The organism is Aeromonas sp. 600948 (assembly GCF_049174875.1).
GTDB classification, from domain to species: domain Bacteria; phylum Pseudomonadota; class Gammaproteobacteria; order Enterobacterales; family Aeromonadaceae; genus Aeromonas; species Aeromonas veronii_A.
Window position 1 is genome coordinate 257,355 of sequence record NZ_JAAKTY010000003.1, and the last position, 26,919, is coordinate 284,273.

Annotated in this window: 22 protein-coding genes; 7 read left to right on the top strand and 15 right to left on the bottom strand. The window is 60.5% G+C overall.

Annotated features, from left to right (window positions below; all coding sequences use genetic code 11):
* Positions 1-87 precede the first annotated feature (87 nt).
* Together G5182_RS04270 and glnS are read left to right on the top strand one after the other, a co-directional pair.
* On the top strand, positions 88-2,751 hold the full coding sequence (locus G5182_RS04270; RefSeq protein ID WP_005334304.1) for a beta-N-acetylhexosaminidase: 2,664 nt from the start codon (positions 88-90) through the stop codon (positions 2,749-2,751).
* Between the two features lie 355 nt (positions 2,752-3,106).
* Positions 3,107-4,768, top strand: coding sequence for a glutamine--tRNA ligase (glnS, locus tag G5182_RS04275; RefSeq protein WP_421254212.1), 1,662 nt, complete (start codon positions 3,107-3,109; stop codon positions 4,766-4,768).
* A gap of 115 nt (positions 4,769-4,883) precedes the next feature.
* Here glnS and fur read toward each other — a convergent pair whose 3' ends face one another.
* A complete protein-coding gene (fur, locus tag G5182_RS04280; protein ID WP_005334301.1) occupies positions 4,884-5,312 on the bottom strand; it encodes a ferric iron uptake transcriptional regulator in 429 nt (142 codons plus the stop codon).
* Positions 5,313-5,554: 242 nt separating this feature from the next.
* Here fur and G5182_RS04285 point away from each other — a divergent pair, with 242 nt between their 5' ends.
* Positions 5,555-6,028, top strand: coding sequence for a DUF4442 domain-containing protein (locus G5182_RS04285; RefSeq protein ID WP_005334300.1), 474 nt, complete (start codon positions 5,555-5,557; stop codon positions 6,026-6,028).
* Positions 6,029-6,118: 90 nt separating this feature from the next.
* Here the strand turns inward: G5182_RS04285 and fldA are convergent, their stop codons facing one another.
* The 4 genes from fldA to G5182_RS04305 are packed head-to-tail and all read right to left on the bottom strand — an operon-like array spanning position 6,119 to position 8,058.
* A complete protein-coding gene (gene fldA, locus G5182_RS04290; protein WP_005334298.1) occupies positions 6,119-6,643 on the bottom strand; it encodes a flavodoxin FldA in 525 nt (174 codons plus the stop codon).
* A 39-nt stretch (positions 6,644-6,682) separates the two neighbouring features.
* Positions 6,683-6,979: a LexA regulated protein gene (gene ybfE, locus G5182_RS04295; RefSeq protein WP_005334297.1), complete on the bottom strand. Its 297-nt coding sequence runs from the start codon at positions 6,977-6,979 to the stop codon at positions 6,683-6,685.
* A 19-nt stretch (positions 6,980-6,998) separates the two neighbouring features.
* A complete protein-coding gene (locus tag G5182_RS04300) occupies positions 6,999-7,220 on the bottom strand; it encodes a DUF2788 domain-containing protein (protein ID WP_005334296.1) in 222 nt (73 codons plus the stop codon).
* Positions 7,221-7,275: 55 nt separating this feature from the next.
* Entirely contained in the window at positions 7,276-8,058 is a 783-nt protein-coding gene (locus tag G5182_RS04305; protein WP_227273363.1) for an alpha/beta fold hydrolase, read from the bottom strand.
* A gap of 274 nt (positions 8,059-8,332) precedes the next feature.
* Here G5182_RS04305 and seqA point away from each other — a divergent pair, with 274 nt between their 5' ends.
* Both seqA and pgm read left to right on the top strand, forming a co-directional pair.
* Positions 8,333-8,842, top strand: coding sequence for a replication initiation negative regulator SeqA (gene seqA, locus G5182_RS04310; protein ID WP_227340872.1), 510 nt, complete (start codon positions 8,333-8,335; stop codon positions 8,840-8,842).
* Between the two features lie 58 nt (positions 8,843-8,900).
* Positions 8,901-10,565, top strand: coding sequence for a phosphoglucomutase (alpha-D-glucose-1,6-bisphosphate-dependent) (gene pgm / locus G5182_RS04315; protein ID WP_227340871.1), 1,665 nt, complete (start codon positions 8,901-8,903; stop codon positions 10,563-10,565).
* 102 nt (positions 10,566-10,667) lie between these two features.
* Here pgm and mltB read toward each other — a convergent pair whose 3' ends face one another.
* From mltB to G5182_RS04365, 10 genes are all read right to left on the bottom strand, one after another.
* Positions 10,668-11,750, bottom strand: a complete 1,083-nt coding sequence (mltB, locus tag G5182_RS04320) for a lytic murein transglycosylase B (RefSeq protein WP_227340870.1) — start codon at positions 11,748-11,750, stop codon at positions 10,668-10,670.
* Positions 11,751-11,882: 132 nt separating this feature from the next.
* Positions 11,883-12,497 carry a CDP-alcohol phosphatidyltransferase family protein gene (locus G5182_RS04325; protein ID WP_042010154.1) on the bottom strand — a complete coding sequence of 205 codons (615 nt, stop codon included), beginning with the start codon at positions 12,495-12,497 and terminating at the stop codon, positions 11,883-11,885.
* Positions 12,498-12,513: 16 nt separating this feature from the next.
* Positions 12,514-13,164: an ATP-binding cassette domain-containing protein gene (locus G5182_RS04330; RefSeq protein WP_227340868.1), complete on the bottom strand. Its 651-nt coding sequence runs from the start codon at positions 13,162-13,164 to the stop codon at positions 12,514-12,516.
* A 23-nt stretch (positions 13,165-13,187) separates the two neighbouring features.
* Positions 13,188-14,822 carry an ABC transporter permease gene (locus tag G5182_RS04335; protein WP_227340867.1) on the bottom strand — a complete coding sequence of 545 codons (1,635 nt, stop codon included), beginning with the start codon at positions 14,820-14,822 and terminating at the stop codon, positions 13,188-13,190.
* Between the two features lie 77 nt (positions 14,823-14,899).
* Positions 14,900-16,099 (bottom strand): ABC transporter substrate-binding protein, encoded by a 1,200-nt coding sequence (locus G5182_RS04340; RefSeq protein ID WP_227340866.1) that lies wholly within the window; start codon positions 16,097-16,099, stop codon positions 14,900-14,902.
* 17 nt (positions 16,100-16,116) lie between these two features.
* Positions 16,117-18,270 carry an FAD-dependent oxidoreductase gene (locus G5182_RS04345; protein WP_227340865.1) on the bottom strand — a complete coding sequence of 718 codons (2,154 nt, stop codon included), beginning with the start codon at positions 18,268-18,270 and terminating at the stop codon, positions 16,117-16,119.
* On the bottom strand, positions 18,270-18,851 hold the full coding sequence (locus G5182_RS04350; RefSeq protein WP_021231092.1) for a carboxymuconolactone decarboxylase family protein: 582 nt from the start codon (positions 18,849-18,851) through the stop codon (positions 18,270-18,272). The genes G5182_RS04345 and G5182_RS04350 overlap by 1 nt, the downstream gene beginning before the upstream one ends.
* Positions 18,852-18,876: 25 nt before the next feature.
* On the bottom strand, positions 18,877-19,551 hold the full coding sequence (locus G5182_RS04355; protein WP_421254213.1) for a DUF1499 domain-containing protein: 675 nt from the start codon (positions 19,549-19,551) through the stop codon (positions 18,877-18,879).
* Between the two features lie 179 nt (positions 19,552-19,730).
* Positions 19,731-20,009, bottom strand: a complete 279-nt coding sequence (locus tag G5182_RS04360) for a peptidylprolyl isomerase (protein WP_040066119.1) — start codon at positions 20,007-20,009, stop codon at positions 19,731-19,733.
* 133 nt (positions 20,010-20,142) lie between these two features.
* Positions 20,143-20,517, bottom strand: a complete 375-nt coding sequence (locus G5182_RS04365; RefSeq protein ID WP_213389145.1) for a hypothetical protein — start codon at positions 20,515-20,517, stop codon at positions 20,143-20,145.
* Positions 20,518-21,029: 512 nt separating this feature from the next.
* Here G5182_RS04365 and G5182_RS04370 point away from each other — a divergent pair.
* Together G5182_RS04370 and G5182_RS04375 are read left to right on the top strand one after the other, a co-directional pair.
* Positions 21,030-22,805, top strand: a complete 1,776-nt coding sequence (locus G5182_RS04370) for an autotransporter assembly complex protein TamA (protein ID WP_421254214.1) — start codon at positions 21,030-21,032, stop codon at positions 22,803-22,805.
* A gap of 61 nt (positions 22,806-22,866) precedes the next feature.
* Positions 22,867-26,667: a translocation/assembly module TamB domain-containing protein gene (locus G5182_RS04375; RefSeq protein WP_421254215.1), complete on the top strand. Its 3,801-nt coding sequence runs from the start codon at positions 22,867-22,869 to the stop codon at positions 26,665-26,667.
* Positions 26,668-26,919 lie beyond the last annotated feature (252 nt).

A 26,919-nucleotide genomic window follows, 5' to 3' on the forward strand; every position in this document is an offset into this window, starting at 1 on the left:
TGTTGACATAACTAAGGGCCCCGCTCAGGGGCCCCATATAAAAAAGCCAAGAAAATCCAACCTTTACTTCAAATGAGAGCAGCAGTTATGAACTTGAAACATTCTCTGTTAGCCATTGCCATGTCTACCGTTTTTGTCAGCCAGGTCCAGGCAGCCGATGCCGCCAAGCAGGCAGTGGTCGACTCCCTCGCCAACAACCTGGTGGTCAAGTATGAAGTGGTCACCAACGACGGTGCCGGTGCCGGCCTCGATTGCCAGGCACTCGGTTCCGAGTGGGCGAGCTGTGGCGTTGCCAAGCTGCACCTGACCAATACCGGTGCGGACGTGACCTCCAAAGACTGGAGCATCTACGTCTCCTCCATCCGTCGTATCCAGCGTGTGGATAACGACCAGTTCACCATCACTCACCTGACCGGCGATCTCTATCGTTTGACGCCAACCGAGAAGTTCCAGGGCTTTGCCAAGGATGCCACGGTCGAAGTGCCGCTGGTGGTGGAATACTGGGTACTGTTCGAATCTGACATCATGCCGAACTGGTATGTCGCCAGCGAAGGTGCCGAGCCGAAAGTACTGGCCAGCATGAGCAACATCAATGATGCCAGCACCTACGAGAAGCCGATGCCGGCTGATGGCTGGAAGCGTACCAAGGATGACAAGAACATCCTGATGAACAGCGAGACCCGTTTCGCGGCCAACCAGACCAGCACCCTGCTGCCGGCTGGCAAGATTGACAACCAGATCCTGCCGACCCCGATGAAGCAGGTAGTCAAAGCTGGTCCGCAGGTTGACTTCTCCACCATCAAACTCAATGCCTTGGACTTGCCGAGCGATCGCGCCGAGGCCCTGAAGGCTCAACTGACCAAGCTGGGTGTTACCCTCTCCGACACCGGCTACCCGGTGACCATCAAGCTCGGCAGCAAGCTCAAGCAGGCTGAAGGCTATGACATGACCATCGGTCAGAAGGGCACAGTGATCCAGGGTCGCGACATCGATGGGGCATTCTGGGGTGCACAATCCCTGATCTCCCTGCTGGGTGTTGATGACAAGCTGGTGAGCCCGATGACCGTCGAGGATGCGCCGCGCTTTGAATACCGTGGCATGCAGACCGACGTGGCCCGCCACTTCCGCAGTCTGGATACCATGAAGAAGCTGGTTGACCAGATGTCTGCCATGAAGCTCAACGTGCTGCACCTTGGCCTGACCAACGATGAAGGCTGGCGTCTGGAGATCCCGGGTCTGCCGGAGCTGACCCAGGTCGGTAGCCAGCGTTGCCACGACGAGTCCGAAACCAAGTGCCTGATGCCGCAACTGGGTTCCGGCCCGACCAGCGACAACCAGGGTTCCGGTTTCTACAGCAAGTCTGACTACGTGGATCTGGTGCGTTATGCCAAGGCACGCGGTGTGACCGTGATCCCCGAGATCAACATGCCGGCTCACGCCCGTGCTGCCGTGGTCTCCATGGAAGCGCGCTACAAGCGTCTGATGGCGGAAGGCAAAGAAGCGGAAGCCAACCAGTTCCGTCTGACTGATCCGGCTGACACCTCCAACGTCACCTCCGTCCAGTTCTACGACAAGATGTCCTTCATCAACCCTTGCCAGCCGGGTGCTGCCACCTTCGTGGCCAAGGTAATGGATGAAGTTGCCCAGATGCACCAGGCCGCCGGTCAGCCGCTGACCGCATGGCACTACGGTGGTGATGAGGCGAAGAACATCATGCAGGGCGGTGGCTATCAGGATCCGGCCGTCACCAAGAAAGAAGAGCTGGTCGCTTGGAAAGGTAACGTCGACTCCAGCAAGCAGGACAAACCGTTTGGCAAGTCCCCGATGTGCCAGAAGATGATCGATGAAGGCAAGATCAAGGAAGTGGGCGAGCTGCCGGTTTACTTCGCCAAGGAAGTGGGCCAGATGGTCAAAGACCGCGGCTTCTCTACCCTGCAGGCGTGGGAAGATGGTCTGAAGTACGCCAGCGGTGCCAAGGACTTCGCCACCGACAACACCCGTGTCAACTTCTGGGAAACCCTCTACTGGGGTGGCTTCAACGAAGCGATGAAGTGGGCCCACAAGGGTTACCAAGTGGTGCTGTCCAACCCGGATTACCTCTACTTCGACTTCCCGAACGAAGTACACCCGGCCGAGCGTGGCTACTACTGGGCAACCCGTTTCAACGACACCCGCAAGGTGTTCGCCTTCGCCCCGGAAAACCTGCCGCAGAACGCCGAGACCTCGGTTGACCGCGACGGCAATGCCTTCGTGGCCAAGGGTGACCAGGATCCGGTCAAGTTCAAGGGGATCTCCGGTCAGCAGTGGAGTGAAACTGTGCGTACCGATGCTCAGTACGAGTACATGGTCTACCCGCGTATCTTCTCTGTGGCCGAGCGTGCCTGGCACAAAGGTGGCTTTGAGCTGAACTATGTGAAGGGTCGCGAGTTCTCCGGCGAGACCAAGTTCGTCAACAAGGCCACCCTCAACAAAGAGTGGAACCAGTTTGCCAACGTACTGGGTCAGCGCGTGCTGCCGAAGCTGGATCAGGCCGGTGTTGAATACCGCCTCTCCGTACCGGGTGCCAAGGTAGTGAACGGTGTGCTGGAAGCGAACGTGGATCTGCCGGGTCTGCCCATCCAGTACAGCCTGGACGGTACCAACTGGAGTGCCTATGACGCCGCGGCCAAGCCGAGCGTGAACGGCAAGGTCTACCTGCGTACCACCAGCTTCGATGGCAAACGCACCAGCCGTGTCACCGAACTGAACTGATAGCAGTCAACCGTTAACATGAGGTGGGTCGCAAGACCCGCCTTTCCCAAGGGCGATGGCGCATCGGATTTGGGAAAGGTTGACTGTGCGTGTGAGCCTTTGTTGTGTGTAATTGTCTGTTTTGTGTTTTTCATCACTTTCGGCCCCGCCTAGTGCGGGGCTTTTTTATGCATTTGGGGCGCAATGTGCAAAGCCACGCCGTTTTTAGCGGAGCAATGGCCGGGAAATGGCCCGGAAGTGCCAAATTCAGGTTGAGACAGCGCCCGTAATAAGGGATCATACCCGGCTTGACGGCGGGGGGATGAGGGTGCCAGCCGGCACAACTTCCGCCAGTGACGCTTTTTTGAGGTGAGCCATGAGTCAGGCGAACAGCCCAACTAACTTTATTCGTCAGATCATTGATGAAGATCTGGCCAGCGGTAAGCACAGCAGCGTGCATACCCGTTTTCCGCCCGAGCCGAACGGTTATCTCCATATCGGCCACGCCAAATCCATCTGCCTGAACTTCGGCATCGCCCGCGACTATCAGGGCCAGTGCAACCTGCGTTTCGATGACACCAACCCGGTGAAGGAAGATATCGAGTACGTAGAGTCCATCAAGCAGGACGTACAGTGGCTCGGCTTCCAGTGGAACGGCGAGATTTGCTACTCCTCCGACTATTTCGACAAGCTGCACGGCTACGCCATAGAGCTGATTGAAAAGGGTCTGGCCTATGTGGACGAGCTGACGCCCGAGCAGATGCGCGAGTACCGTGGCACCCTGACTGAAGCTGGCAAGAACAGCCCGTTCCGCGATCGCAGCGTGGAAGAGAACCTGGCGCTGTTTGCCAAGATGAAGAACGGCGAGTTCGCCGAAGGCACCGCCTGCCTGCGCGCCAAGATCGACATGGCATCTCCCTTCATGGTGATGCGTGATCCGGTTATTTACCGCATCAAGTTTGCCCACCACCACCAGACCGGTGACAAGTGGTGCATCTACCCGATGTATGACTTCACCCACTGCATCTCGGACGCGCTGGAAGGGATCACCCACTCCATCTGTACCCTGGAGTTCCAGGACAACCGTCGTCTGTACGACTGGGTGCTGGACAACATCACCATCGACTGCCACCCGCGTCAGTACGAGTTCTCTCGTCTGAACCTCGAATACACCGTCATGTCCAAGCGCAAGCTGAACCTGCTGGTGACCGAGAAGCACGTCGATGGTTGGGATGACCCGCGCATGCTGACCGTCTCCGGTCTGCGTCGCCGTGGTTACACTCCGGCCTCCATTCGCGAGTTCTGCAAGCGCATCGGCGTGACCAAGCAGGACAACATCGTCGAGATGAGCATGCTGGAAGCCTGCATCCGTGAAGACCTCAACGAGAATGCGCCGCGCGCCATGGCCGTGCTGCATCCGGTGAAAGTGGTCATCGAGAATCTGGCTGCCGACGAAGTGCTGACTGCCCCGGCCCACCCGAGCAATGCCGAGATGGGGACCCGCGAGCTGAACTTTACCCGTGAAATCTTCATCGACGAAGCGGACTTCAAAGAAGAGGCGAACAAGCAGTTCAAGCGTCTGGTGCTGGGCAAGGAAGTGCGTCTGCGCAATGCCTATGTGATCAAGGCCGAGCGCATCGAGAAAGATGCCGATGGCAAAGTCACCTGCATCTACTGCTCCTACGACCCCGAGACTCTGGGCAAGGATCCGGCCGATGGCCGCAAGGTGAAAGGGGTGATCCACTGGGTCAGCGCCACTCACTCCCTGCCAGCGGAAGTGCGTCTCTACGACCGTCTGTTCAAGGTGCCGAACCCGGGCGCCGAGGATGACTTCGAAGCCGCGCTGAACCCGGAATCTCTGGTGATCATCGAGGGGGCCCGTGTCGAGGCTTCGCTCAAGAACGCCAAGCCGGAGCAAGCTTACCAGTTCGAGCGTGAAGGTTACTTCTGCGCCGACAACAAGCTCTCCAGCCAGGAGCATCTGGTGTTCAACCGCACCGTTGCCCTGCGCGACTCCTGGGGCAAAGTCGAAGGCTAACTCAGTAGGGCAGGGGAGACCCTGCCCTGTGCGATGCCACGGCCTGCGCCGGACAATAAAAAAGCCAGCTGATGCTGGCTTTTTTATTGTCCGTTATCTGCAAGTCGCGGGCGACTTATTCGTCGTGCTTGCACTCACCGGTAGCACAGTGACCGTAGAGGTAGAGGCTGTGATTGGTGAGACGGATATTGAATTTCTTGGCGATCTCGCGCTGACGCTGTTCGATCACCTCGTCGGAGAACTCGATCACCTTGCCGCAGTCGAGGCAAACCAGGTGGTCGTGGTGCTCCTGAGTGGCCAGCTCGAATACCGACTTGCCACCTTCGAAGTGGTGACGGGTAACGATACCGGCATCATCAAACTGGTTGAGAACGCGATAGACGGTAGCGAGACCAATCTCTTCACCCAGGTCGATCAGTCGTTTATAGAGATCTTCGGCGCTGGTGTGCTGGCAGTCCGGCTGTTGCAGGATTTCCAGGATTTTGACCCGGGGCAAGGTGATCTTGAGCCCGGCCTTTTTTAACGCTTGGTTGTTGTCTGCCATATTCTACTTATTCGCATTCTCGAAGGTGGGGTTATTCTGATGGACTGCCGCAGGAATGGCAACCTTGAACTCGCTTGGCCTGTCATTATAGGTCGTAGCCTCCCTAAAAATAAACCCAGCAATTCAAGGGGTTTAGCCATAAATGGCCGGTTGGATTGAAATAATCAATCGTGTCGTCCGACTTGCTGGCATGGCAGATGTTGATAAGATGTAACTTTCATATTTCTGGTCGGATGAGATCCATGGATTGGCTTTTTGACAATGCGGCCTGGGTGCGCCGCGCACTCAACGCTTGGCCCCCCTTCTGGGGCGCCGGTATCAAGATAGAGACCCTGAGCGATGACTTTCGCTACTGTCGGGTGACCCTGAAATCCCGCTGGTGGAACAAGAACGCCAACCGCACTCAGTTTGGCGGCAGCATGTTTGCCATGACGGACCCCATCTATCCGCTGATGCTGATGGGCTACTTCAAGAATCGCTACTACGTCTGGGACAAGGCGGGCAGCATCAACTACATCAAGCCGGGCAAGGGCAAGCTGGTGGCCGAGTTCAACCTGACCGAGGGCAAGCTGGCCGAAATCGTGGCGGCGACTGAAGGTGGCAACAAGCATTTCCCCGAATTCGAGGTGACGGTACAAGACAAGAGCGGCGAGCTGGTGGCGCAGGTCAAGCGCACCCTCTATGTGCGGGCCAAACCGGAGCACAGAGGTGAATAACAGGGAAGAATAAAGGCAGGCATCGCAACAAGCAGATACAACAAGGGCCCCGTCGGGGCCCTTGTTGTCAGAGGTATGAGGGGAGGCGGATTACTCCAGCTCGCCCAGGCACATCTCTTCGTGCAGCTGCTTGCACCAGCCCTTGACGCGCTCGGCGGTCAGCTCCGGCTGGCGATCTTCATCGATACCCAGACCGACAAAGTGCTTGTCATCGACCAGTGCCTTGGAGGCTTCGAACTCGTAGCCGGCAGTCGGCCAGTGACCGATGATGATGGCGCCTTTGGCTTCGACGATGTCGCGCAGGGTGCCCATGGCGTCGAGGAAGTACTCGGAATAGTCTTCCTGATCACCGCAACCGAAGATGGCGACCAGCTTGTTGGTGAAGTCGATTTCGCCCAGATCGGGGAAGAAGTCGTCCCAGTCGGCCTGGGCTTCGCCGTAGTACCAAGTCGGGATGCCGAACATCAGCAGATCAAAGCTCTCGATGTCGGCCTTGCTGCTCTTGGCGATGTCACGGACTTCAATCAGGTTTTTGCCCAGCTCTTTCTGGATCATCTTGGCGACAGCTTCGGTGTTACCGGTATCGCTGCCAAAAAACAGACCTACACTTGCCATAGTGTTTAGTTACCCGTATTTGGTGTTAATGCTCAACGCTCAGACTGCAATGTCCACCGCAAAGGCGGACTCAATCTGTTGTTTCAGGATAGATTGGATCAGCTCGGCTCGGCTGATGTTCTGTTGTAACGCAAGTTGGTTCAGGCGCTCCAGCAACTCGGCCTCCACCTTTAACTCTACCCGCTTCAGCCCATTTTCCCGATCGCGCTTAAGCTGGTTACGCTTGTTGATCTTGAGCTGGGTCTCGCGGGGGAGTGGATTGGTCTTTGGCCTGCCGGGGCGCTTCTCATTTGCGAACAGATCCAGTGTTGTTCGATCAGTTTGCTGTTTGGCCATACATCACAGATGAAAATTGTTAGCCTAGTCCTGAGCCTTCCCAGCCCAGTTCGATCAGCCCCTTGGCGACAAAACCCGCACAACCCAGAAACAGTACCAACCAGACGATAAAACGACCGAAACGGGGCACGTTGCCGCGCTTGAGCACGTCCTGAATGGCCAGGCCAATCAATATGAAAATGGCCACAAAGAATAACTTGAGGCCCAAACTTTCGATCAGGTCGATATGTTCACTTAGCATGGATTGCGCACACTCCTTATGACGGGCGCACTATATCACAAAGGATTTGAAACTGTTAACCGCCTGTCGACAGGAAATCCACAACCAATTTGTTGAACAGAGCCGGTTTTTCCGCATGCAGCCAGTGGCCGGTACCCGCGATGACACGCACCTTTGCCGCCGGGAATTGGGCCAGTGCCGTCTCGCTGTATTGGGGCTGCATATAGTCAGAATCCCCCCCTTTGATAAAGAGCACCTGCCCCTCGAAGCGGCGTTCATCCTCTGGCCAGCCCATGATGTTGGCGTAGTTTTGCTCAAGGGCGGGCACATTGAAGCACCATCCCCAGCCATGCTCGCCTCTGGCGAACGATTTGAGCAGGAACTGGCGTACCCCGGCGATCTCGATATGCTGCGCCAGCATGGCTTCTGCTTCACTGCGGCTTTGCGGCGGCGTGCGTCGTGTGGCGTTGAGTCCGGCAAAGACATTCTGGTGGCGGGAGTGGGGATAGGCGACCGGCGCCATGTCGGCCACCACCAGTTTGGTCACCCGCTCTGGCGCCAGCTTGGCGACCTGCATCGCCACCTTGCCACCCATCGAGTGGCCAATCAGGGTGGCTTCGGCAATCTCCAGCCGATCCATCAGGGTCAGGATGTCGGCCGCTTGCGCCGGATAGCTCATCTCGCTGCTATGAAAGGAGGCTCCGTGGTTGCGCAGATCGACGCTGACCACCCGATAGTGTTCGCCGAGGGCACGGGCCAGCAGGCCGAGGTTGTCGAGGCTGCCAAACAGGCCGTGGATCAGAATGACCGCCGGTCCCTGACCCTGCTCCTTGAAGTTCAATATGCTGTTTTGTTGCAAAATGACACCTTGTCGGTCGTGGGTGCGTATCGCTGTTTTATTTAACGCACTGGAAAGAAAAGGATTTCGTCCAATGGATTGGGATTTTATGTGGTTTTTTTTCTAAAAAATCCCGTCCGGATCGGCTATCAGTGCGGCTGATCACACACTTGGCCCGCTATTATGCCGTATTCTCGATGAGATTCATGTACATCTGCCAGCCCCTTGCTTGGGCTGTCGGGTTTGCCTATGTATAATCGCCGCATCCGAATTTCGACGAGTCCAGCGCATCCCTATGAAAACCATCGAGCTTGATGACGATCTCTACTTCTATATCGCCAGCCAGACCCGGCACATTGGTGAGAGTGCCTCCGATATCCTGCGCCGTCTGCTGGAACAGCCTGCTCACCAAGGTGTGTCGGTTGCCGAGCCAGTTGCCGTCGCACAGTCCAGTACGGTAGCCACCCAACAAGGGCTGCAAGCCTTGCTCGATTCCGGTGAGCTGCAAAAGGAAGAGAAGTCCATCAACCGCTTTATGCTGGTGCTGAGTACCCTCTACCGGGATAACCCGGAAGGCTTTACCCAGGCCACCGAAATCAAGGGGCGCAAGCGCGTCTATTTCTCGCAGGATCCCGAGGCTCTGCGCGCCAGTGGCAGCACCACCAAGCCCAAGCCGGTACCGGAGACCCCGTTCTGGGTGATCACCAACACCAACACCAGCCGCAAGCAGAACATGGTGGCCCAGCTGATGGCCAGCATGGGCTATGGCGAAGAGGTGATCGCGCTGGTGTGTGGCGCCATTTAACGATTCTTCAAGACTCAGGCCTTGCCCGGCAAGGCCGCCATTACGCAAGGAAAACGCCATGGCTCAGCATTCCCACGCCGGTCAACCGGCCCGTTTAAGCGACCTGACCAACATCCCCCGTCTGGTCAGCGCCTACTACCTCAACAAGCCGGACATGAGCCGCCCCGAGCAGCGGGTGGCCTTTGGTACCTCCGGCCACCGTGGCAGCGCCCTGCACAGCGCCTTTACCGAATCCCATATTCTGGCGGTGACCCAGGCCCTGGTGGAGTATCGCCAGCAGGCCGGCATCACTGGCCCGCTGTTTGTCGGCATGGATACCCACGCCCTGTCTGAATCCGCCTTTGCCAGCGCCGTCGAAGTGCTGGCGGCCAACGGCGTTGAAACTCGCATTCAAGCCGGTATGGGCTTTACCCCGACCCCGGTCATCTCTCACGCCATCCTGCGCTACAACTCTGGCAAAGAAGGGGCCAGCAAGCCTGCAGTGCGCGCCGACGGCGTGGTGATCACTCCGTCCCACAACCCGCCGGAAGATGGTGGCTTCAAGTACAACCCGCCCCATGGTGGCCCCGCCGAAGGGGAGATCACCAAGTGGGTGGAGGATCGTGCCAACGCCATTCTGGAAGCGGGTCTGGCCGGTGTGAAGCGGATGCCGTTCGCCGAAGCGCTCAAGAGCCCGTTCGTGGTCGAGCACGACTATGTCACCCCTTATGTGGATGATCTGAAGAACGTGCTGGACATGGACGCCATCAAGAACGCGGGTATCAAGATCGGTGTCGATCCGCTGGGCGGCTCCGGCGTTGCCTACTGGGACGTTATCGCCAAGACCTACGGCCTGAACATCGAGGTGGTGAACTACAAGGTCGACCCGACCTTCTCCTTCATGACCCTGGATAAAGACGGCAAGATCCGGATGGACTGCTCCAGCCCGTTCGCCATGGCTAGCCTGATTGCCCTTAAAGACAAGTTCGACATCGCCCTTGGCAACGACCCTGACTACGACCGTCACGGTATCGTCACCAAGTCCGGCCTGATGAACCCGAACCACTATCTGGCGGTGGCAATCCAGTATCTGTTTACCCATCGCACCGGCTGGTCTGCGGATGCGGCCGTTGGCAAGACGCTGGTATCCTCTTCGATGATCGACCGGGTTGCCGGTGAGATTGGCCGCACCCTGAAAGAGGTGCCGGTCGGCTTCAAGTGGTTCGTGGATGGCCTCTACAGCGGCGAGTTCGGCTTTGGTGGCGAGGAGAGCGCGGGCGCCTCCTTCCTGCGCAAAGATGGCACCGTCTGGACCACTGACAAGGATGGCTTCATTCTGGCGCTGCTGGCGGCGGAAATTCTGGCGGTCACCGGCAAGGATCCGCAGGCTCATTACGACGCACTGGAAGCCAAGTTTGGCCGCTCCAGCTATCGCCGTATCGACGCCCCGGCCAACAGCGCCCAGAAAGCGGTGCTCTCCAAGCTGGATCCGGCATTGGTAGAAGCCTCAACGCTCGCTGGTGAGCCCATCATTGCCAAGCTGACCAAGGCACCTGGCAACGATGCCGCCATCGGCGGTCTCAAGGTGGTGACCGAGAACGGCTGGTTCGCGGCGCGCCCCTCCGGTACCGAGTCCATCTACAAGATCTATATGGAGAGCTTCAAGGGCGACGCGCACCTCGACCTCATCCAGCAAGAGGCCCAGCAGATCGTCTCCGCGGCACTGGCCAAGGCAGGCGTCTAAATCAGGTAGCCATCCTTGAGCCCCTGATGGGGTGGAACGTTGGATATAACAAAGGAGCCATAATGGCTCCTTTTTCATTGTCTGTTTTATGCCAGCGAGTTGTCAGCGCGCCGCCTTCACCGCCAGCCCCAACTGCCATACCGCCATGGCGTAGTGGGTGCTGTGGTTATAGCGGGTGATGGTGTAGAAGTTGGGCAGACCGTACCAGTATTGGTAGCCGGTGCCCACATCGAGGCGCAGCAGGCTCGCTTCGCTGTGGTTGCCGAGGGTGCTGGTGGGGGTGAGCCCTGCGCGGCGCAGGGTAGCGACCGGGTAGCGGGTCTGGAAGCCATGCTCATAGCCGGGCAGTTGGCCCTGACCGCGCACCGCAACCGGTTGGCCTTTCTCCCAGCCGTGGGCCTTGAAGTAGTTGGCGACGCTGCCGATGGCATCTACCGGATCCCACAGGTTGGTGTGGCCGTTGCCATCAAAGTCCACCGCATAGCGCTGGAAGCTGGAGGGCATAAACTGGCCGTAGCCCATGGCGCCCGCATAGGAGCCCTTGGGTTCGGTGGGATCCATCCCCTCGTCGCGGGTCATCACCAGGAAGGCTTCCAGCTCGCTCGTGAAGAACTCGGCGCGGCGCGGATAATCAAATGCCAGAGTGGCCAGCGCATCCAGAATGCGGGTCTTGCCCATCACCCGGCCCCAGCGGGTCTCCACCCCGATAATGCCGACGATGATCTCCGGCGGCACCCCGTAGATCTGCTCCGCACGGTTCAGCTCGCTTGCGTATTCACGCCAGAAGTTGACGCCGTTCTGTACGTTGTCCGGGGTGATGAACTTGGCGCGATAGCGGTTCCAGGCACCGGTCGGGCCAGTGGGCTTCGCGGTGGTCGGCGCCTGGGCATCCATCAGGCGGATGATCCAGTCGTAACGCTCTGCCTGTGCCAGCACCTGATGCAGCTGGGCGTTGTCAAAACCGTGCTTCTCGACCATTTTCTGGACGAACCTGTCCACGTTGGGGCGATTGGCGAAGTCCCCCTTGCTAACCCCTTGTGTATAAACGGGTTTGCTCGATGGCGCCTGATTGATAAAGGCGCTCTTGGGCTGGGGGACGACCACGGGCTTTGGCGCTGGGGCGCTGCTGCAGCCACCGAGCAGGGGGAATAACGACAGAGTGAGAAGAGAGGCAAGGCGACGCATAGGGTTCTCAAAGAGACTGATAAAAGTGCCGTCATGGTAAAACATTGTCATCCCCGTGCAAGTGTTCCGTGTGCCTTGTTTGCCGCCAATTCATCGTGCGATGGATTAGCCCTCCGGTGAGGGCTGTGCTGTTTATGGCTGGGGGGGACGTAGCGTGTGGTAGCCGCTCCAGAGTCGGGTCAGGGTGGTGATGGCGCAGAGCAGGGCAAAGCCGTAGGCGAGCGGGGCGAAGGCGGCGGGCCACAGGCACATCAGCACAAAGAGGGCGATGGTCTCGCTCCCCTCGGTGAGGCCGCCCAGATAGTAGAGGGATTTGTGGTGGTAGACCGGATTGTCGATGCCCCGCTTGCCCGCCATGATGGCAAACGCCAGAAAGCTCGAGCCGGTGCCCATAAAGGCAAACAGCAGGGTGGCGGCGGGCAGCGCATTGGCGGGGGCGGCGAGGGCAAAGCCCAGCACCACGGCGGCGTAGAAAATAAAGTCGAGGGTGATGTCGAGAAAGCCACCGCAATCGGTGATGCCGGTTTCCCGCGCCACGGCGCCATCGAGCCCGTCCAGCAGCCGGTTGAGCAGAATGGCTGCGAGCGCCCATTGATAGCAGCCAAAGGCCAGTAGCGGCAGCGCCAACATGCCGATGGCAAAGCCGGTGAGGCTCACCTGATTGGCACTGATCCCGGCGCGGCAGAGCGGTTTGGCAAGCTGGGTGAGGGGGCTGCGGATCACGGGGATCAGATGGCGATCAAACAAGGTGAACACTCCTCGGTTAACAGTGGCATTCGGTGAGGTTGAGTATGGTGCCCGGTGCGTCTTCCGCATCGTGGGTCACCAGGATGGCGGGGATGGCCAGCGCCTTGATCTGCGCGAACACCAGCTCGCGAAAGGCGGCCCGCAGCGGCTTGTCGAGGCGGGAGAAGGGCTCGTCCAGCAGCAGGGCGTCGGGTTCCGCCAACAGCGCCCGCAGCAGACTGACCCGCGCTCGCTGACCCCCTGACAACAGTTGTGGCAGCTTGTCAGCCTGATCCGCCAGTGCGACCTGTGCCAATGCGGTCAGCGCCTTTTCCCGCCGCGCACGTTTTCCCTTGATGATCGCAGGCATGCCGAACATCAGGTTCTCCGCCACTGTCAGATGGTCGAACAGCAGGTCATCCTGAAACAGCATGCCGATGCGCCGCGCTTGCGCAGGCAAGGTGTTGAGTGGCCGCTCGCCGAGCCTTATCTCCCCCTCCAGCCGGATCGGGCCATTTTCTGTCTGCGCGCTCGGTAGTACCCCGGCCAGCCCCGCCAGCAGGGAGCTTTTGCCGCAGCCGCTTGGCCCCATCAGGGTCAATACCTCGCCGGGGGCCACCTGCAGGGGGGGCAGCGAAAGCAGCAGATTTTCATCAAGGTAAAGTCGAAGAGGCGTGGTGCTCAGCATATGGTTGTTTCCATTATGAGAGTTCATCGTGAGCCGCCCCCCTTGAGCGCCTGATTGATCCGCGCTGGCAGCCATAGCGCCAGCAGATAGATAACGAGCGGCAGCAGCAGTTGCAGCAGGCCGTAGAGCCCCGCCAGCCGCCGGTTGAGGCCGCTGCCGATGGCCACCGCTTCGGTGGTGATGGTGACCACTCTGCCAGCACCAAAGAGCAGGGTCGGCAGATACTGGGCCAAACTCACCGCCGCCCCGACGCTGAAGGCAAACAGCAGCGGGCGCGCCAGCAGCGGCGCTTTCACTTGCCACCAGGCTCGCCATGGCGTTGCCCCCAGCAGCAGGGCGCTCTGGGTGATCCGTGGATCGAACTGGCGATAGGGGCCGAGCAGACACAAATAGACATAGGGAAAGACAAACAGCAGCTGGCTCCAGAGCACCCAGCCCCAGCCAATGCCGCTGCTTATCGCGTCATGTGCAAGCCAGTCCAACCCGAGCCGGATACCAAACAGCAGGCTCGCCTGTGGCAGCAACAGCGGCAGGCAGATGAGCCAGAGCGGCCAGGGGCGGCGCCCGGCTTGCGCCTCCAGACTACACACCGCCATTCCCAGTGCCAGCAAGCCGCTCACCAGCGCCAGCAGTACGCTGGTTGCCAGCAGTGGCAGCAGGGTTGGCAGCAGATCCAGCCAGTAATGACTGCTCCACTGGCTGGGCCAGAGGGCGGGAAAGGGCCAGCGGCGCGCCAGTGACCAGAGCAGCAGGGCCGCCAGCACCGCCAGATTGAGGGTGATCAGAGTGAGTGCAGAGCCTGCTGCGAGCCGGTTGGCAAAGGAGTGGGACGCAGCTCGTTTGCCATCGAGCCAGCAGCCTTTGCCCACCTCTTGATGAAGCCACTCCAGTAATCTGAGCATGGCGATCAGCAGCGCCGTGATAGCGAGCAGCAGCAGGGCGCCGCTGGCGGTGGCGCCGCGCCAGAGCAGATCCGGATCCTGATACCAAAGCCACAGCCGTACCGCCAGCGGGGCGGGGGTGTCAGGCCCGAGCAGCTGGGCGAGATCCACCACCGCCACTCCGTAGGCCGCCACCGCATAGATGGGCAGGCGCAGGGCAGGCCAGAGCGCCGGCAGCAGCAGGCGCCACCAGATCTGGGGGGCGCTGAAGCCAAGGCTTGTCCCCAGCCACTGCTGGCGTGCCAGCTGGATGGGTTGCTGCGCGGCCATCGCCATCAGCAGCAAAAAGGGGGTCTCCTTGAAAACGAGCAGTGCAATCAGCCCGAGCCCCCAAGGATCCCGAATGGTTTGCCAATCGGGGGGAAGATCAAACCCCGTTAGAGCTGGCGAGAGGAGCCGCAGCAGCCAGCCGGAGGGGGCGAGCAGAAAGGCAAAGCCGATGGCAAAGGCGACGTGGGGCATGGCCAGCATAGGCGAGAGCAGGCGACGGAGCAGCCCGAAAGCCCGGCTGTCGCTGTGGGCCAGCAGCAGGGCGGTCAACAGCAGGCTGCCAAGGGTCGAGGCGGCGCCAATCCACAGGCTCAGTGCTGCTGAGTGCCAAAGACCGGGTTGGGCGAGCAGCAAGGCGAGATGAGAGGCGGCCATCCCCTCCGCCAGCAGTTGCCACAGCCCCGCCAGCAATGGGATGACGAAGAGTGCCAGATAAATGACCGCCATCCCCGTACTCATAGTGGGGTGGCGTGTCAACTGGCGCCACGGTCGGGAGCGGGAAAGCGGGTGACCAGCGGCACTCATCAGTGACCGTAACGCTCGGCCCAGGCCGCTTCCAGCTTGAGCTGCCAGCTGGGGTGAGGCTCGGCCACCGCTTTGAAGCGCAGTGCCGGTTGCCCCTTGGCGGGGTCAGGCAGGGCATCGGCCCGCAGCACGCTGGGATCACCCCAGAAGGCCGGATTGGCCTTGCGCGCCTGCGCCGCCGGGCTCAGCAGGAAGTTTGCCACCACCTTGGCACCCGCACGGGCACTGGCGTTGAAGGGGATGGCGAGAAAATGGCTGTTGGTGAGTGCCCCTTTCTCCATGGCGACCGCTTCCACACTGGGGGGCAGGGCGCCAATCTGGGCGGCGCTTTGCGCCTCCTGCGGGTTGAAGCTGATGGCCATGGCCAGTTCGCCATCATCGAGCAGTTGGCGGGTCTCGGCGGCGCTGGTGGGGAACAGTTTTCCCTTGCGCCAGAGTGCCGGATGCAGCTCATCGAGCCAGGCCCAGAGCGGGGCGGTGAGTTGGGTAAAGTCGCTCTCGGTCGCTTCCCGATAGAGGGGGGCCGGGTCTGGCGTCAATTCCAGCAGGATCTGCTTGAGAAAGCTGGAGCCATGGAACTGGGGCGGCTTGGGGTAGGTGAAGCGACCGGGATGGGCCTTGGCCCACGCCAGCAGGGCTGCTGCCGAGGTGGGCGCTCTGGCGACCTCTTCGGTGTCGACCATCAGATTGAGCTGGCCGATGCCCCAGGGGGCTTCCAGCCCTTCTACCGGCAGGGTGAAGTCCTCACTCACCGGCAGGCTGCTGTCGACCAGCGCCATGTTGGGTAGCTCGGCGGTAAAGGGAGCGCCAAGCAGCCCCTGCTCCTTGAGCGCCTTGAAGTTCTCGCCATTCACCCAGAGCAGATCGATGGGGCCGTTTACCTGTTTGCCCGCCTGCTTGTTGGCCAGCAACTGGCTGACGCTCTGGGCGATGTCATCCACCTTCACCTGCACCAGCTTGACCTGATAGTCGCGCGCCAGCTCCTGCCCGGCCCACACCAGATAGGCGTTGATCTCCGGGCTGCCGCCCCAGGCGTTGAAGTAGACGGTCTGTCCCCTCGCCTCCTCAAGGGTCTGTTGCCAGTTACCGTCTGGATTGGCCGCCAACAGCGAGCCGCTGGCCAGCAGTGGCAGGGCGCACAGCAGGGCGTTTAGCCGCTGTTTGAGCTGTGAGTTGAGTTGTGAGAATGGCTTGAGCATAAACGTTTCCCTGATTGTCAGGCGCCACGGCGCCAGCGGTGATAACGGGTCAGCAACGCCAGCACCCGGGTGGGCTGGTGGGCCCGTTTCCATTCACCCGCCACATATTTGTTCCCCTCCATCAGGGTGGGATAGGCGTGAATGGTGCCGAGGATCTTGCCAAGGCCGAGGCGGTGACGCATGGCGAGCACGAACTCGGCGATCCGTTCACCGGCGTGAGTGCCCACTATGGTGGCGCCAAGGATAGTATCCTTGCCCGGCACGGTCAGCACCTCGACAAAACCGTGGCGCTCCCCATCGGCGATGGCTCTGTCCAGCTCGGCCAGCTCGAAGCGGGTCGCCTCGAAGGGAATCCCCTGCGCCTCGGCTTCCTTGCGATTGAGGCCAACCCGGGCAATCTCCGGCGTGGTGTAGGTGGCCGCCGGAATGACCCGATAGTCGGCCCGAAAGCGCTTGAACTGACCAAACAGGGCATTGACCGCCGCATACCAGGCCTGATGGGCGGCGAAGTGGGTGAACTGGTAAGGGCCCGCTACGTCTCCTACCGCCAGTATGCTGGGGAAGTTGGTGGCAAGGAAGCCATCGACCGCTATGGTGCCGCGGGGGGCCAGCTCGACCCCCAACGCTTCGAGCCCGAAGCCGCTGACGTTGGCGACCCGACCCAGTGCCAGCAGCAGTTGATCCCCTTCAACCACTTGTGTCTCATCGCCCCGGCGCAGTTGCAGCCGGATGGGAAGATCCCTCTCGGCTGCGGGCAGATAGTCGGCTCGTTCGGCGCGCCAGCCGGTGAGTAGCCGCACGCCATCTCGGCTCATCTGCCCGGCCAGGGCGTCGGCTACCTCTCTCTCTTCGCGGGGCAGCAGTTGCTCCGAGAGTTCCACCAAGGTCACGGGAATGCCGAGCAGGGCGAAGCTCTGGGCCAGCTCGCAGCCGATAGGGCCACCGCCCAGCACCAGTAGGCGGCGCGGCGGGGTGCGCAGTTGCCAGAGGCTATCCGAGGTGAGGTAAGGCACCTGATCCAGCCCCGGCAGCTTGGGCACCAGCGGCCGGGCGCCGGTGGCGATAACGATATGGCGGCTGGCAAGGCGCTGGCCGTTAACCTCCACCTCCCAGGGAGAGACCAGCCGCGCCTCCCCTTCGATGCATTCCACTCCAAGCCCCTGATAGCGCTCTATGGAGTCGTGGGGCTCGACCTCCTTGATAACCTCAGCCACCCGCTCCATCACGGCGGCAAAATCGGCGCGGGAGTGGCTTGGGCTAAAGCCCAGCTCGTCGGCTTTACGCTGCTCTGCGGCAAAGCGGGCGCTTCGGATCAATGCCTTGGAGGGGACACAGCCGCTGTTGAGGCAATCGCCCCCCATCTTGTGTTTCTCGATGAGCGCCACCTTGGCCTTCACCGCTGCCGCGATATAGCTGGTGACCAGCCCACCTGCACCGGCACCGATCACCAGCAGGTTGTAGTCGTAGCGAGCGGGTTTGCGGTAGGGGGAGAGCAAGCGGCGCAGCGCGAGCTTGTCGGTCAATTTCTTGACCAGCCAGGGCATCAGCCCCAGCAGGGTCAACGCGACCATCAGGCCGGGGGAGAGGATATTGCCGGTGCTGGTTAACTGGCCAAGCTCGCTGCCCGCCAGCACATAGACGAAGGTGCCGGGCAGCATGCCAAGCTGGCTGACCCAGTAGTAGGTGCTGACTCTGATGGGGGTGAGCCCCATCAGCAGATTGACCAAAAAGAAGGGGAAGATGGGGATGAGGCGCAGGCTGAGCAGATAGAAGGCCCCCTCCTTCGCCATGCCGGACTGAAAGGTGGCCAGCTTGTCGCCAAAGCGCCGCTCGACCCAGTCGCGCAGCAGAAAGCGGGCGCTGAGAAAAGCCAGGGTTGCGCCTAGGGTGCTGGCGAAAGAGACCAGCAGTAGCCCCCAGCCGACGCCGAACACAGCGCTGCCACCCAGTGTGAGCAAGCTGGCGCCGGGTAGGGAGAGGGCGGTGCTCAGCACATAGATAAGCACGAACAGCAGGCTGGCCGAGACAAAGTGGCCGTCGACCCATTGCGCCACTGCCGCCTGCTGGGCCTGCAAGGCGTCCAGAGTGAGGTAACGGCCAAGATCGAGGGCAAAAAAGGTGCCGATAAGGCTCCCCATCACCAGTGCAAGCAGCAGGCGGGTCCGGTTCATCAGGCGTCCTTGCTGTCTGGCTGGGCAGGGCGTTCCGGTTGCACCGGCAGCTGGCAGAAGCCCTGCGGGGCGATATCGAGGGCGGCGTTGAACTTGGCCGACATGTTCTGGAAGGCGATGAGGCCGGTCAGCTCCACCATGGCGTCGTCGTCAAACCAGGGCTTGAGGCGGGCGGCCTGCTCATCGCTGACCCCATCGAGGCCAGTCATCGCTTCGGTATAGTCGAGCACCGCTTTTTCCCGCTCGTCAAACAAGGGGCTTTCGCGCCAGTTGGCCAGCGCCTCCACTTTCTCGCTGGAACCGGCTCTCTTTACCAAGGTCATGGCGTTGATGTCGACGCAAAAACGGCACCAGTTGAGCTGGGAGACCCGCACCGTCACCAGCGAGCGCAGCACGGGATCTATGGGGGAGCGCTTGCGGTTGATGACGCCATAGAGGGTGGCGACGGCGGCAAAGAGGCGCGGCGAGCGGCCCCAGCACTTGCCCGGAATAAGCACCTGACCATAGTTGCGCTTTTGCAGCCAGAAAAAGGGGCGGATAAACCAGGCATATTCCCGGTCGGGTTTGACCTCAACGCGCATCAGTTACCTTCTTGTTGTTTCACACTTACGGTTTCAAATTGGGTTTGTAGGCCTGGCCGAGGCGCTCGTTCAGGCGGGTCAGGAAATCCTCGATCCGCGCCCGGTTGGTGCCCAGATCGCTTTGCCCCTGACGGGAGGCTGATCGCATATCGATGCGGGTCTCTTTGGGGCCAGCAAAGACCCGCAGCGCCACATCATCCTGAAAGCCGAACCAGCCGGTGGTGACCACTGCATCCAGACCGTCGGGGCTGGGTCGTACCTGCCAGCCCAGCTCCTGCATCAGCTCCTCAGCCTCAATAACCACCTCTTCGGGGGCGGTATGGGTAAAGAGAGGACCGGGATTTCTTTCAAATGCTTTCAGCGGTGCGCTATTAATTGGCAGATCCTGCGCCGTTCTGAGCTCTGCCGCCCAGCGTAGCTGGGGGGGATTGTAGGGATCTGTGCTCACATCGTTGATCAGCGGCATGCGCAGCGCCTGCGCCACAAAGGTCAGCGGCAGCAGCAGTGGCAAGGCGCCAAGGCCGCTGGCATAGCGGTTACGGCTCCAGGGCAGGCGTACCAGCAAGATCAGGGAGACAAGGGCTCCGATGAGACAGATCGCAAAACCTATCCACCAAGGCCAGAGATGAAAGCGGCTGCCGAGGGCGCCAGCGAGCGGGAGTAACCAAGCCATCAGGGGCCACAAGCAAGAGCGGGGCATAGCACGGGATCCATCGTCGAATGTGGACAATGCCGAGAAGGATAAACTTAATTGCCTGATAACGTTAGTAAATTGATGAGAGTTTGGCGTGGTTTTGGTCAGTTTTGCGAGGGGTATACAGAGGTCGGTGAAGCCCGCCTGACGGGAGCTTCACCGAGATAATGTTAAGTTGCGATGACTTAGTTGCGATAGAGCACTTTGATCAGATGGAAGCCGAACTTGGTGCGCACCGGCCCCAGCACCTTGAGCAGTTCACCCTTGAATACGGCATCGTCAAATGCTTTCACCATATCTCCCTTGGAAAATTCTCCCAAATCGCCAAAACGCTTGCCTGAGGGACAGGTAGAGAAGCGCTTGGCCATCTGGCCGAAGTCGGCTCCCTTCTCGATCTTCTCCTTGATCTCCAGACACTGTTTTTCGGTCTTGACCAGAATGTGCTGGGCACAGGCTTTTTTCATCGGGGCGCTCCTGGGAGTGATGGCGAAGGTTGTTAACGCCAAGGTTGGTAGCAAATCGGGGCGCAAGAGTACCCCAATTTGCCACCGGCGTCAGCCATCACAGCCCGCCATTTACCGGCGCTCGTCAGCCCTGTTATTGGCGAGCGCGGGTGGCCAGCATGGCGCGTGGGCGCGCTTGCCAGATGATCTCCAGCCCGAGCAGGGCGTAGAGGCTCCAGATGGCCAGCGGATTGAGCCATTCGCCCCCCAGTTGCAGGGTCATCAGAGCGCAACCTGCCAGTAGCAAGGTGATCCCCGGCAGCCGCCAGTGGGCGGGCAGGGGGGCCAGCAGCGCCATCGCTAGCAAAATGCCGAGGCCAAACGGCAGGTTCAGGGCGGTAAAGGCCAGCGCCTGCTGGCCACTCATGCCGGTCAGCAGGGCCAGCAGGGCGCTGCAACAGGCTAGAAAGGTGATGAACTCGAGACGATCGGCAATATAGTCAGCCATCTGTTCGCTACGTGCATGCATGATGTGTCTCCTTCAGTTGATGGTTCAAGTGTGAGGGAGGGACGTTCGCAAAGGCAGCGGGATAATTCGATTGCGCTGAACGAGCAATTCTTAATCACCCGCTACGGCGGGCTTTAGGGTGTGCCGGGCCTGTTAAACGGTGAGGGTGGGGCGATGCCGACAAACTCTGTCGTGGTGGGTTTCTGGTTGCAAAGAGAGGAGGAGAGGTGACAAATGGTGCCTGATGGTGGGGTGAGCCTTATTCAGGGCAGGTCAATTCGCTTCCATCGGGAAAGCGGGCGGCGTCATTGTCACCAAAATGTGTGATTTGTGGTCAACCTCTTAAAAGATATGGTGAATTTGCCAATGGCACCGCGCTGTCGCTGGCCGATGCCTATGTTAGGATAAGGTTCGCCATTTTTCTGGCGCGCATTTTTGTGTCACGGCCATGCACGGCATGGCGTGCTGCGCCGCATTCGGGTGGCCCGAAAGGGCGCTGGTTTCCTTCACCACAGATTCAGGAATATTGACCTTTGACAGGATGCATTTCATCCCTGCTGGCAGGGCGTTCACTGTCCGGCCCTGCGTTTCGCCGCGGCCTGCGGGTACTGGGGGTGGGCCTGTTGCTGTCGCTGCTGGCTGCGCCCGCGTTTGCCGCCAAGCTCACCTATCAGGTCAAGGGGTTGAAAGGGGAGAACAAGGATAACGTTGAAGCCTACCTCAATGCCTTGCCGGTCTATCAGGAGCGGCAATACCGCCCGGCCCGCGCCAAAATTACCGAGAGTGTGCAAAAGGCGCTGCAGGTTTATGGCTACTACCAGCCGAAAATCACCCTGAGCCGCGACAAGAAGACTCCGTCCAAAGTGGTGATTGAGGTGGACAAGGGGGAACCGGTCATCGTCTCCCGCCTCGATATTCTGCTGGAGGGGGATGCGGGCAGCGACGAGCTCTACAGCGCCTTGCTGGACAAGTTGCCCCTCAAAGAGGGGGAGCCCCTCAATCACGCCAAATATGAATCCATCAAGGCCGATCTCGGCAGCCTCGGGCTGGCCCGCGGTTACTTTGATGCCAAGCTGAGCAAGAGTCAGGTCAAGGTGTTCCCGGACAAGGGGACGGCAGAGATCTTTATTCTGTTCGAATCGGGCCATCGCTACCGTTTTGGCGAGATCCGCTACGATGCCACCCCCGAAGCGCTTCACCTTATTCGCCCGCTTATCAACATCAAGAGCGGCGACCCCTATCTCGCCATCCGTCTGGCCGAGATGTCGCAGGATGTCTCCTCCACCAAGCTGTTCCGTCAGGTCGATATCAAGCCGGTATTGAGCGAGGCGAGCAACTATCGGGTGCCCATCGCGGTGACGCTGGATAACCGGGTCGATCACGAAATCGAGACCGGTATCGGTTATGCCACCGACGTAGGGCCGCGGATGAGTGCCACCTGGGAGAAGCCCTGGGTCAACCGCTACGGCCACCGCCTGTTTGCCACCGCCAAGGTGTCGGCGCCGGAGGCCGAGCTCAGCTTCGACTACCAGATCCCGGTGGGCAACCCGCTGCGGGACTACTACTCCATCCAGACCGGTTACCAGTACAAGGACAACAACGATACCCGATCCGATCTCACTACCATCGGTGTGCACCGCTGGACGCGGCGGCCGGAGAGCTGGGATCGGGACGTCTTTATCCGGCTGGAGAACGAGATCTATACCCAGGGCGCCGACGAGGGGAACAGCTTGCTGCTGATCCCCGGGGTCTCCTGGTCCCGACTGCGGGTGCGCGGCACCCTGGTGCCCGATTGGGGGGATCGCCAGCAGCTGACGCTGGAGTTCTCCGACCCCAGATGGGGCTCCGACATCAGCTTTATGCGGGTGTGGGGACGCAGCAAGTGGCTGCGAACCCTCGGCGATAACCACAGATTCCTGATGCGGGCAGAGCAGGGGGCCATCATAGGTGACAGCTTCTCGTTGGTGCCGCCGTCTTTGCGCTTCTTTACCGGTGGCGATCAGACGGTGCGCGGCTTTGGTTACGAGAGCATCTCCCCCACCGGGCCGGATGGCAAGCTGACCGGTGGCCGCTACACCAGCGTGGCCAGTCTGGAATACAACTACCGCTTCAGCGAGAAGTGGCTGGGGGCCATGTTTGTGGATGGCGGCACCTCCACCACCGATTACAGCGAGCCCTGGAAAATAGGTACCGGCGTCGGTGTGCGCTGGGTCACCCCCATCGGCCAGGTCAGGCTGGATCTGGCGGTCGGGGTATCGGAGGAGGACAAGCCCTTGCGGCTGCATTTCGCACTGGGGCCTGAATTATGATGTTGTCTAAACGCTTTTTTCTTTGGCCGCTGCGGCTGTATCTTTCGCGGGGGTCTGCATTGTGATCTGGCTAAAACGCATCTTTCTCTGGCTGATGGGGCTGGTGTTCCTGCTGCTCATCGGCGTCAGCCTGCTGGGCTTTACCCATCAGGGCAACAAGTGGTTGTGGCAACAGGCCAAAGGGGCGCTGCCTTCCCTCAAGGGGGAGCTGGTTGCCGGTCAGCTTGGCTATGGCTGGACCCTGGAAGGGGCCGGCTGGCAGGATGAGCTGGTGGATGTCACTGTGGATCGCGCCGTGCTCGACTGGGATCTCGGCAAGTTGCTGCAGGGCAAACTCTGGATCAAATCGCTTGAAGTGACTCATCCGGTGGTGAAGGTGGCCGACTCGGAGCCTGCACCGGAAGAGCCTTCCGAACCCTTTGTCTGGCGCCCGCTGCCACTCAAAATTCAGGTCGACAGCCTCAAGGTGGCCGATCTCGATCTGGCGGTGCCCGGTGTTGCCGTGACCCTGGGGTCCCTCGATATCGGCGCCACCCTCAACCGCAAGGGGCTGATTGTACGCGGCCCGGTGCTTGATAACCTGACGGTGACGCTGGATGACGCGGCACCCGCCAGCGCAGCCAAATCTGCCAAGCAGCCAGCCGCTAACGAGAAGCAAGCCGGTGCTGCGGTGGCGCGCAACGACAAGGCCAGCGCCGAGACAGCCAAACAGGGCAAAGGGGCGCCAGCTGCAAATACGGCAAAGGCTGCCCCCATTCTCCTGCCCGCCATTCATCTTCCTTTCCCCATCAAGCTGGAAGGGGTCAGCGCGACCCGGGTGCAATATAAGCAGGGCGAGTTGATCGAAGGGCTCGACAGGTTGCTGCTGTCGGCCACTGCTGCCGACGATCGCATCGAGGTGCGCGAGCTCTCGCTGCGCCACGCCATGGCCGGTCTGGCGCTCAAGGGGCACATCCAGCTCAGTGACGACTACCCGCTGGCGGTGACGCTGGATGCCAAGGCCCGCAAGGGACTGCTGGATGGCGAGCTGCAAGGGGAGCAGGCCACGCTGGCGCTGAGCGGTTCGGTCGGCAAGCTGGGGTTGGCGTTGTCGGCCAAGGGGCCGGTCGCCGCCAATCTCAGGGGCTCGCTGGCCGCCCTCGACCCGGATCTCCCTTTTGATCTGGCCCTCGACTGGAAGAGCCTCGGCTGGCCATTTCATAAGCCTGCCAAAGATGAGCCGAGCTATCGGCTGGACAAAGGGAGCCTGACTGCCAAGGGCAAGCTCTCCGGCTACCAGTTTGCCCTCAATACCTCCGGCAAGGGGACCGATGTGCCCCTCTTCAAGCTTGCGCTGGACGGGAAGGGGGATCTGGAGCGGCTCAGCAAGATCGCCTTGCAGCTCAATGCGCTCAAGGGGGAGCTCAAGCTCGATGGCAAGCTCGCCTGGAACAAGGGGATCGAGTGGCAGGGAACCACCCTGTTCAAGGGGATCAATCCGGCCGAGCTGCTGCCCGAGCTGAAAGGGACGCTGGCCGGTGAGCTGGAGAGCCGTTTCGTGATGAACGAAGCGGGCCACTGGGAGCTGAAACTGCCCAAGCTCAAGGTGGATGGCAAACTCAACCAGTATCCGCTGGCCCTCAAGGGGGAGCTTAGCGGTAACGACAAGATGGAGTGGCTGATCCCGACGCTCTCGCTGCAAAGTGGCCCCAACCAGTTGCAGGCCAAGGGCAGTATCAGCAGCGCCCAGTGGAAGCTCGATGCCAACCTGCTGGCTCCCCAGCTGGGGGGCATCTATCCCGGCCTGAAAGGGGATATCAAGGGACAGGTGAAGGTCAGTGGCAATCAGCAGACGCCAAAAATCGATGCGGATCTCGCCTCCGAGCGGCTCTACTATGCCGGCACCGACATGAAGGGTATTAGCCTCAAGGGCAATGCGGCGATCGGCGCCAAACCGGCCGGTGATCTCGCGTTGTTGGTGGCGCAGTTGAAACAGGGCGAAACCAAGCTCAGCCAGCTTGCCCTGAACCTCAGCGGCGATATCAGTCAACATCTGTTGACCCTGACCATGAAGGGTGACCCTGTTGCGGCCAACCTCAAACTGGGTGGCGGCGTGCGCGGGGATCACTGGCGCGGGGCGCTCTCCGAGTTGCGGCTGAAAACCCCGCTGCGCCGTTGGGACTTGAGCTCCCCGTGGGCACTGGATCTCGATCTGCCGCGTCAGCGTCTGGCGATGGGGGATCTCTGCCTCGGCTCCCAGGGGGCCAGCCTCTGCGTCAAGGGGAGTCAGGTTTCCGCTGCCCAGGGGACTCTGGAGTTTGCCCTGAGCGAGTTTGATCTCAAGCGGCTGCGCCCCTGGTTGCCGGACAACTTCCGCTGGCAGGCGATGCTCTCGGCCGATGGGCGTGCCAGCTGGCGTGGCAATCAGCCGACCCTGCATGCGGTGGTACGCACCACGCCGGGCACTTTTGTGGCAGATGGCCTCAAGACCGACTATCAGCAGCTGGCTCTGGCCCTGGATTTCGAGCGGCAGCAGGCGGCCATTCGCCTCGATTTTGCCTCCAAACAGATCGGCAATATCGATACCGATCTGCTGATCAGGGAGCCTGCCGGTCGCGGTCTGCTCGGTGGTCAGCTCAAGTTTGACGATCTCAAGCTCAATACCTTCGCGCCGCTCATCCCTGAGGTGCGCTCCCTGCAAGGGATCATCTCCGCCGATGCCCGTTTCGACGGCACGCTTGCGGCGCCCCTGCTGTTTGGCCAGCTCAACCTGCGTGACGGTGAAGTGCAGACTCACTCCGATATGGTGACCCTGACCAAGCTGGTGACCCGCCTCAAGATCGAGGGAAATCGCGCCGAGCTCGATGGCTCCATGCTGGTGGGCAAGGGGCCGCTGGCACTGGGAGGCTGGCTCAGCTGGGCCAAGATGCCGGTCAGCGGCAGCCTCACCATTCAGGGCAAGGATCTGGAGGCGCAATATCCAGGCATGGGCCGGGTCAGAGTCTCGCCCGATATCGCGGTGTCGCTGGGTGAGGAGACCCGCATTACCGGTCAGGTGGATATTCCCTGGGCGCGCATTCTGGTCAAGAGTCTGCCGGATTCGGCGGTGGCGGTCTCCGATGATGTGACCGTGGTCTATGACGATCTGCCCCCTGCTCCCAAGCAGGCAAGTCTGCCGCTGGCGATGAAGGTGGCGATCCGCCTTGGCAACGATGTGAAGCTCGATGCCATGGGGTTGAAGACAGATGTCTCCGGTGGCCTCAATATCCGTCAGGATCCCGAGAAACCGCTGGCAGGCAACGGCCAGCTGGTGCTGACCAACGGCCGCTTCAAGGCCTATGGTCAGAACCTTATCATCAAGGAGGGGCGGATCCTCTTCTCCGGTCCGCTGGATCGGCCGTTCCTCAACATCGAGGCCAACCGGGATCCCGATACCATCGAGGGTCAGGTGACGGTCGGGGTGCGGGTGACTGGCCCTGCCAGCAAGCCGGAGATCACTGTCTACTCCGAACCGCAGATGGCGCAGTCGGAACAGCTCTCCTATCTGCTGCGCGGCAAAGGGTTGCAGACCGGCGGTGAGGATGGCGGTTTCAACGGCCTGCTGGTAGCCGGCGCGGTGAGTCAGGCCAACGGCGTGGTGTCGAGCATCGGCGAGTCGCTGGGGATGAGCGATGTCTCCCTCGATACGGCGGGCAGTGGTGACAACACCCAGGTGACTCTGTCTGCATATCTGCTGCCGGGCCTGCAGTTCCAGTACGGGGTCGGGGTCTTCAGCCCCATCGCCGAGTTCAAGCTGCGCTACGAGGTATTGCCACGGCTCTATCTGCAGGCGATGAGCGGGGTGGCTCAGGCGGTCGATATCTTCTATCGCTTTACTCTGTAACGCTTCATCCCGTAACAGGGCTGATATGAATCTAAACGGGAGGCGCAGGCCTCCCGTTTTGTATTGCTCGATCGGCCGCGGGCAAGCCGTGATAAAGGTTGGCAGTGCAGAGGGAGAATGAATTGCGATGGGCCAAAAATGCGAAAACCCGGCACTAGGCCGGGTTTTCTGAATGATGGTGGAGGGAGAAGGATTCGAACCTTCGAAGGCAGAGCCGTCAGATTTACAGTCTGATCCCTTTGGCCGCTCGGG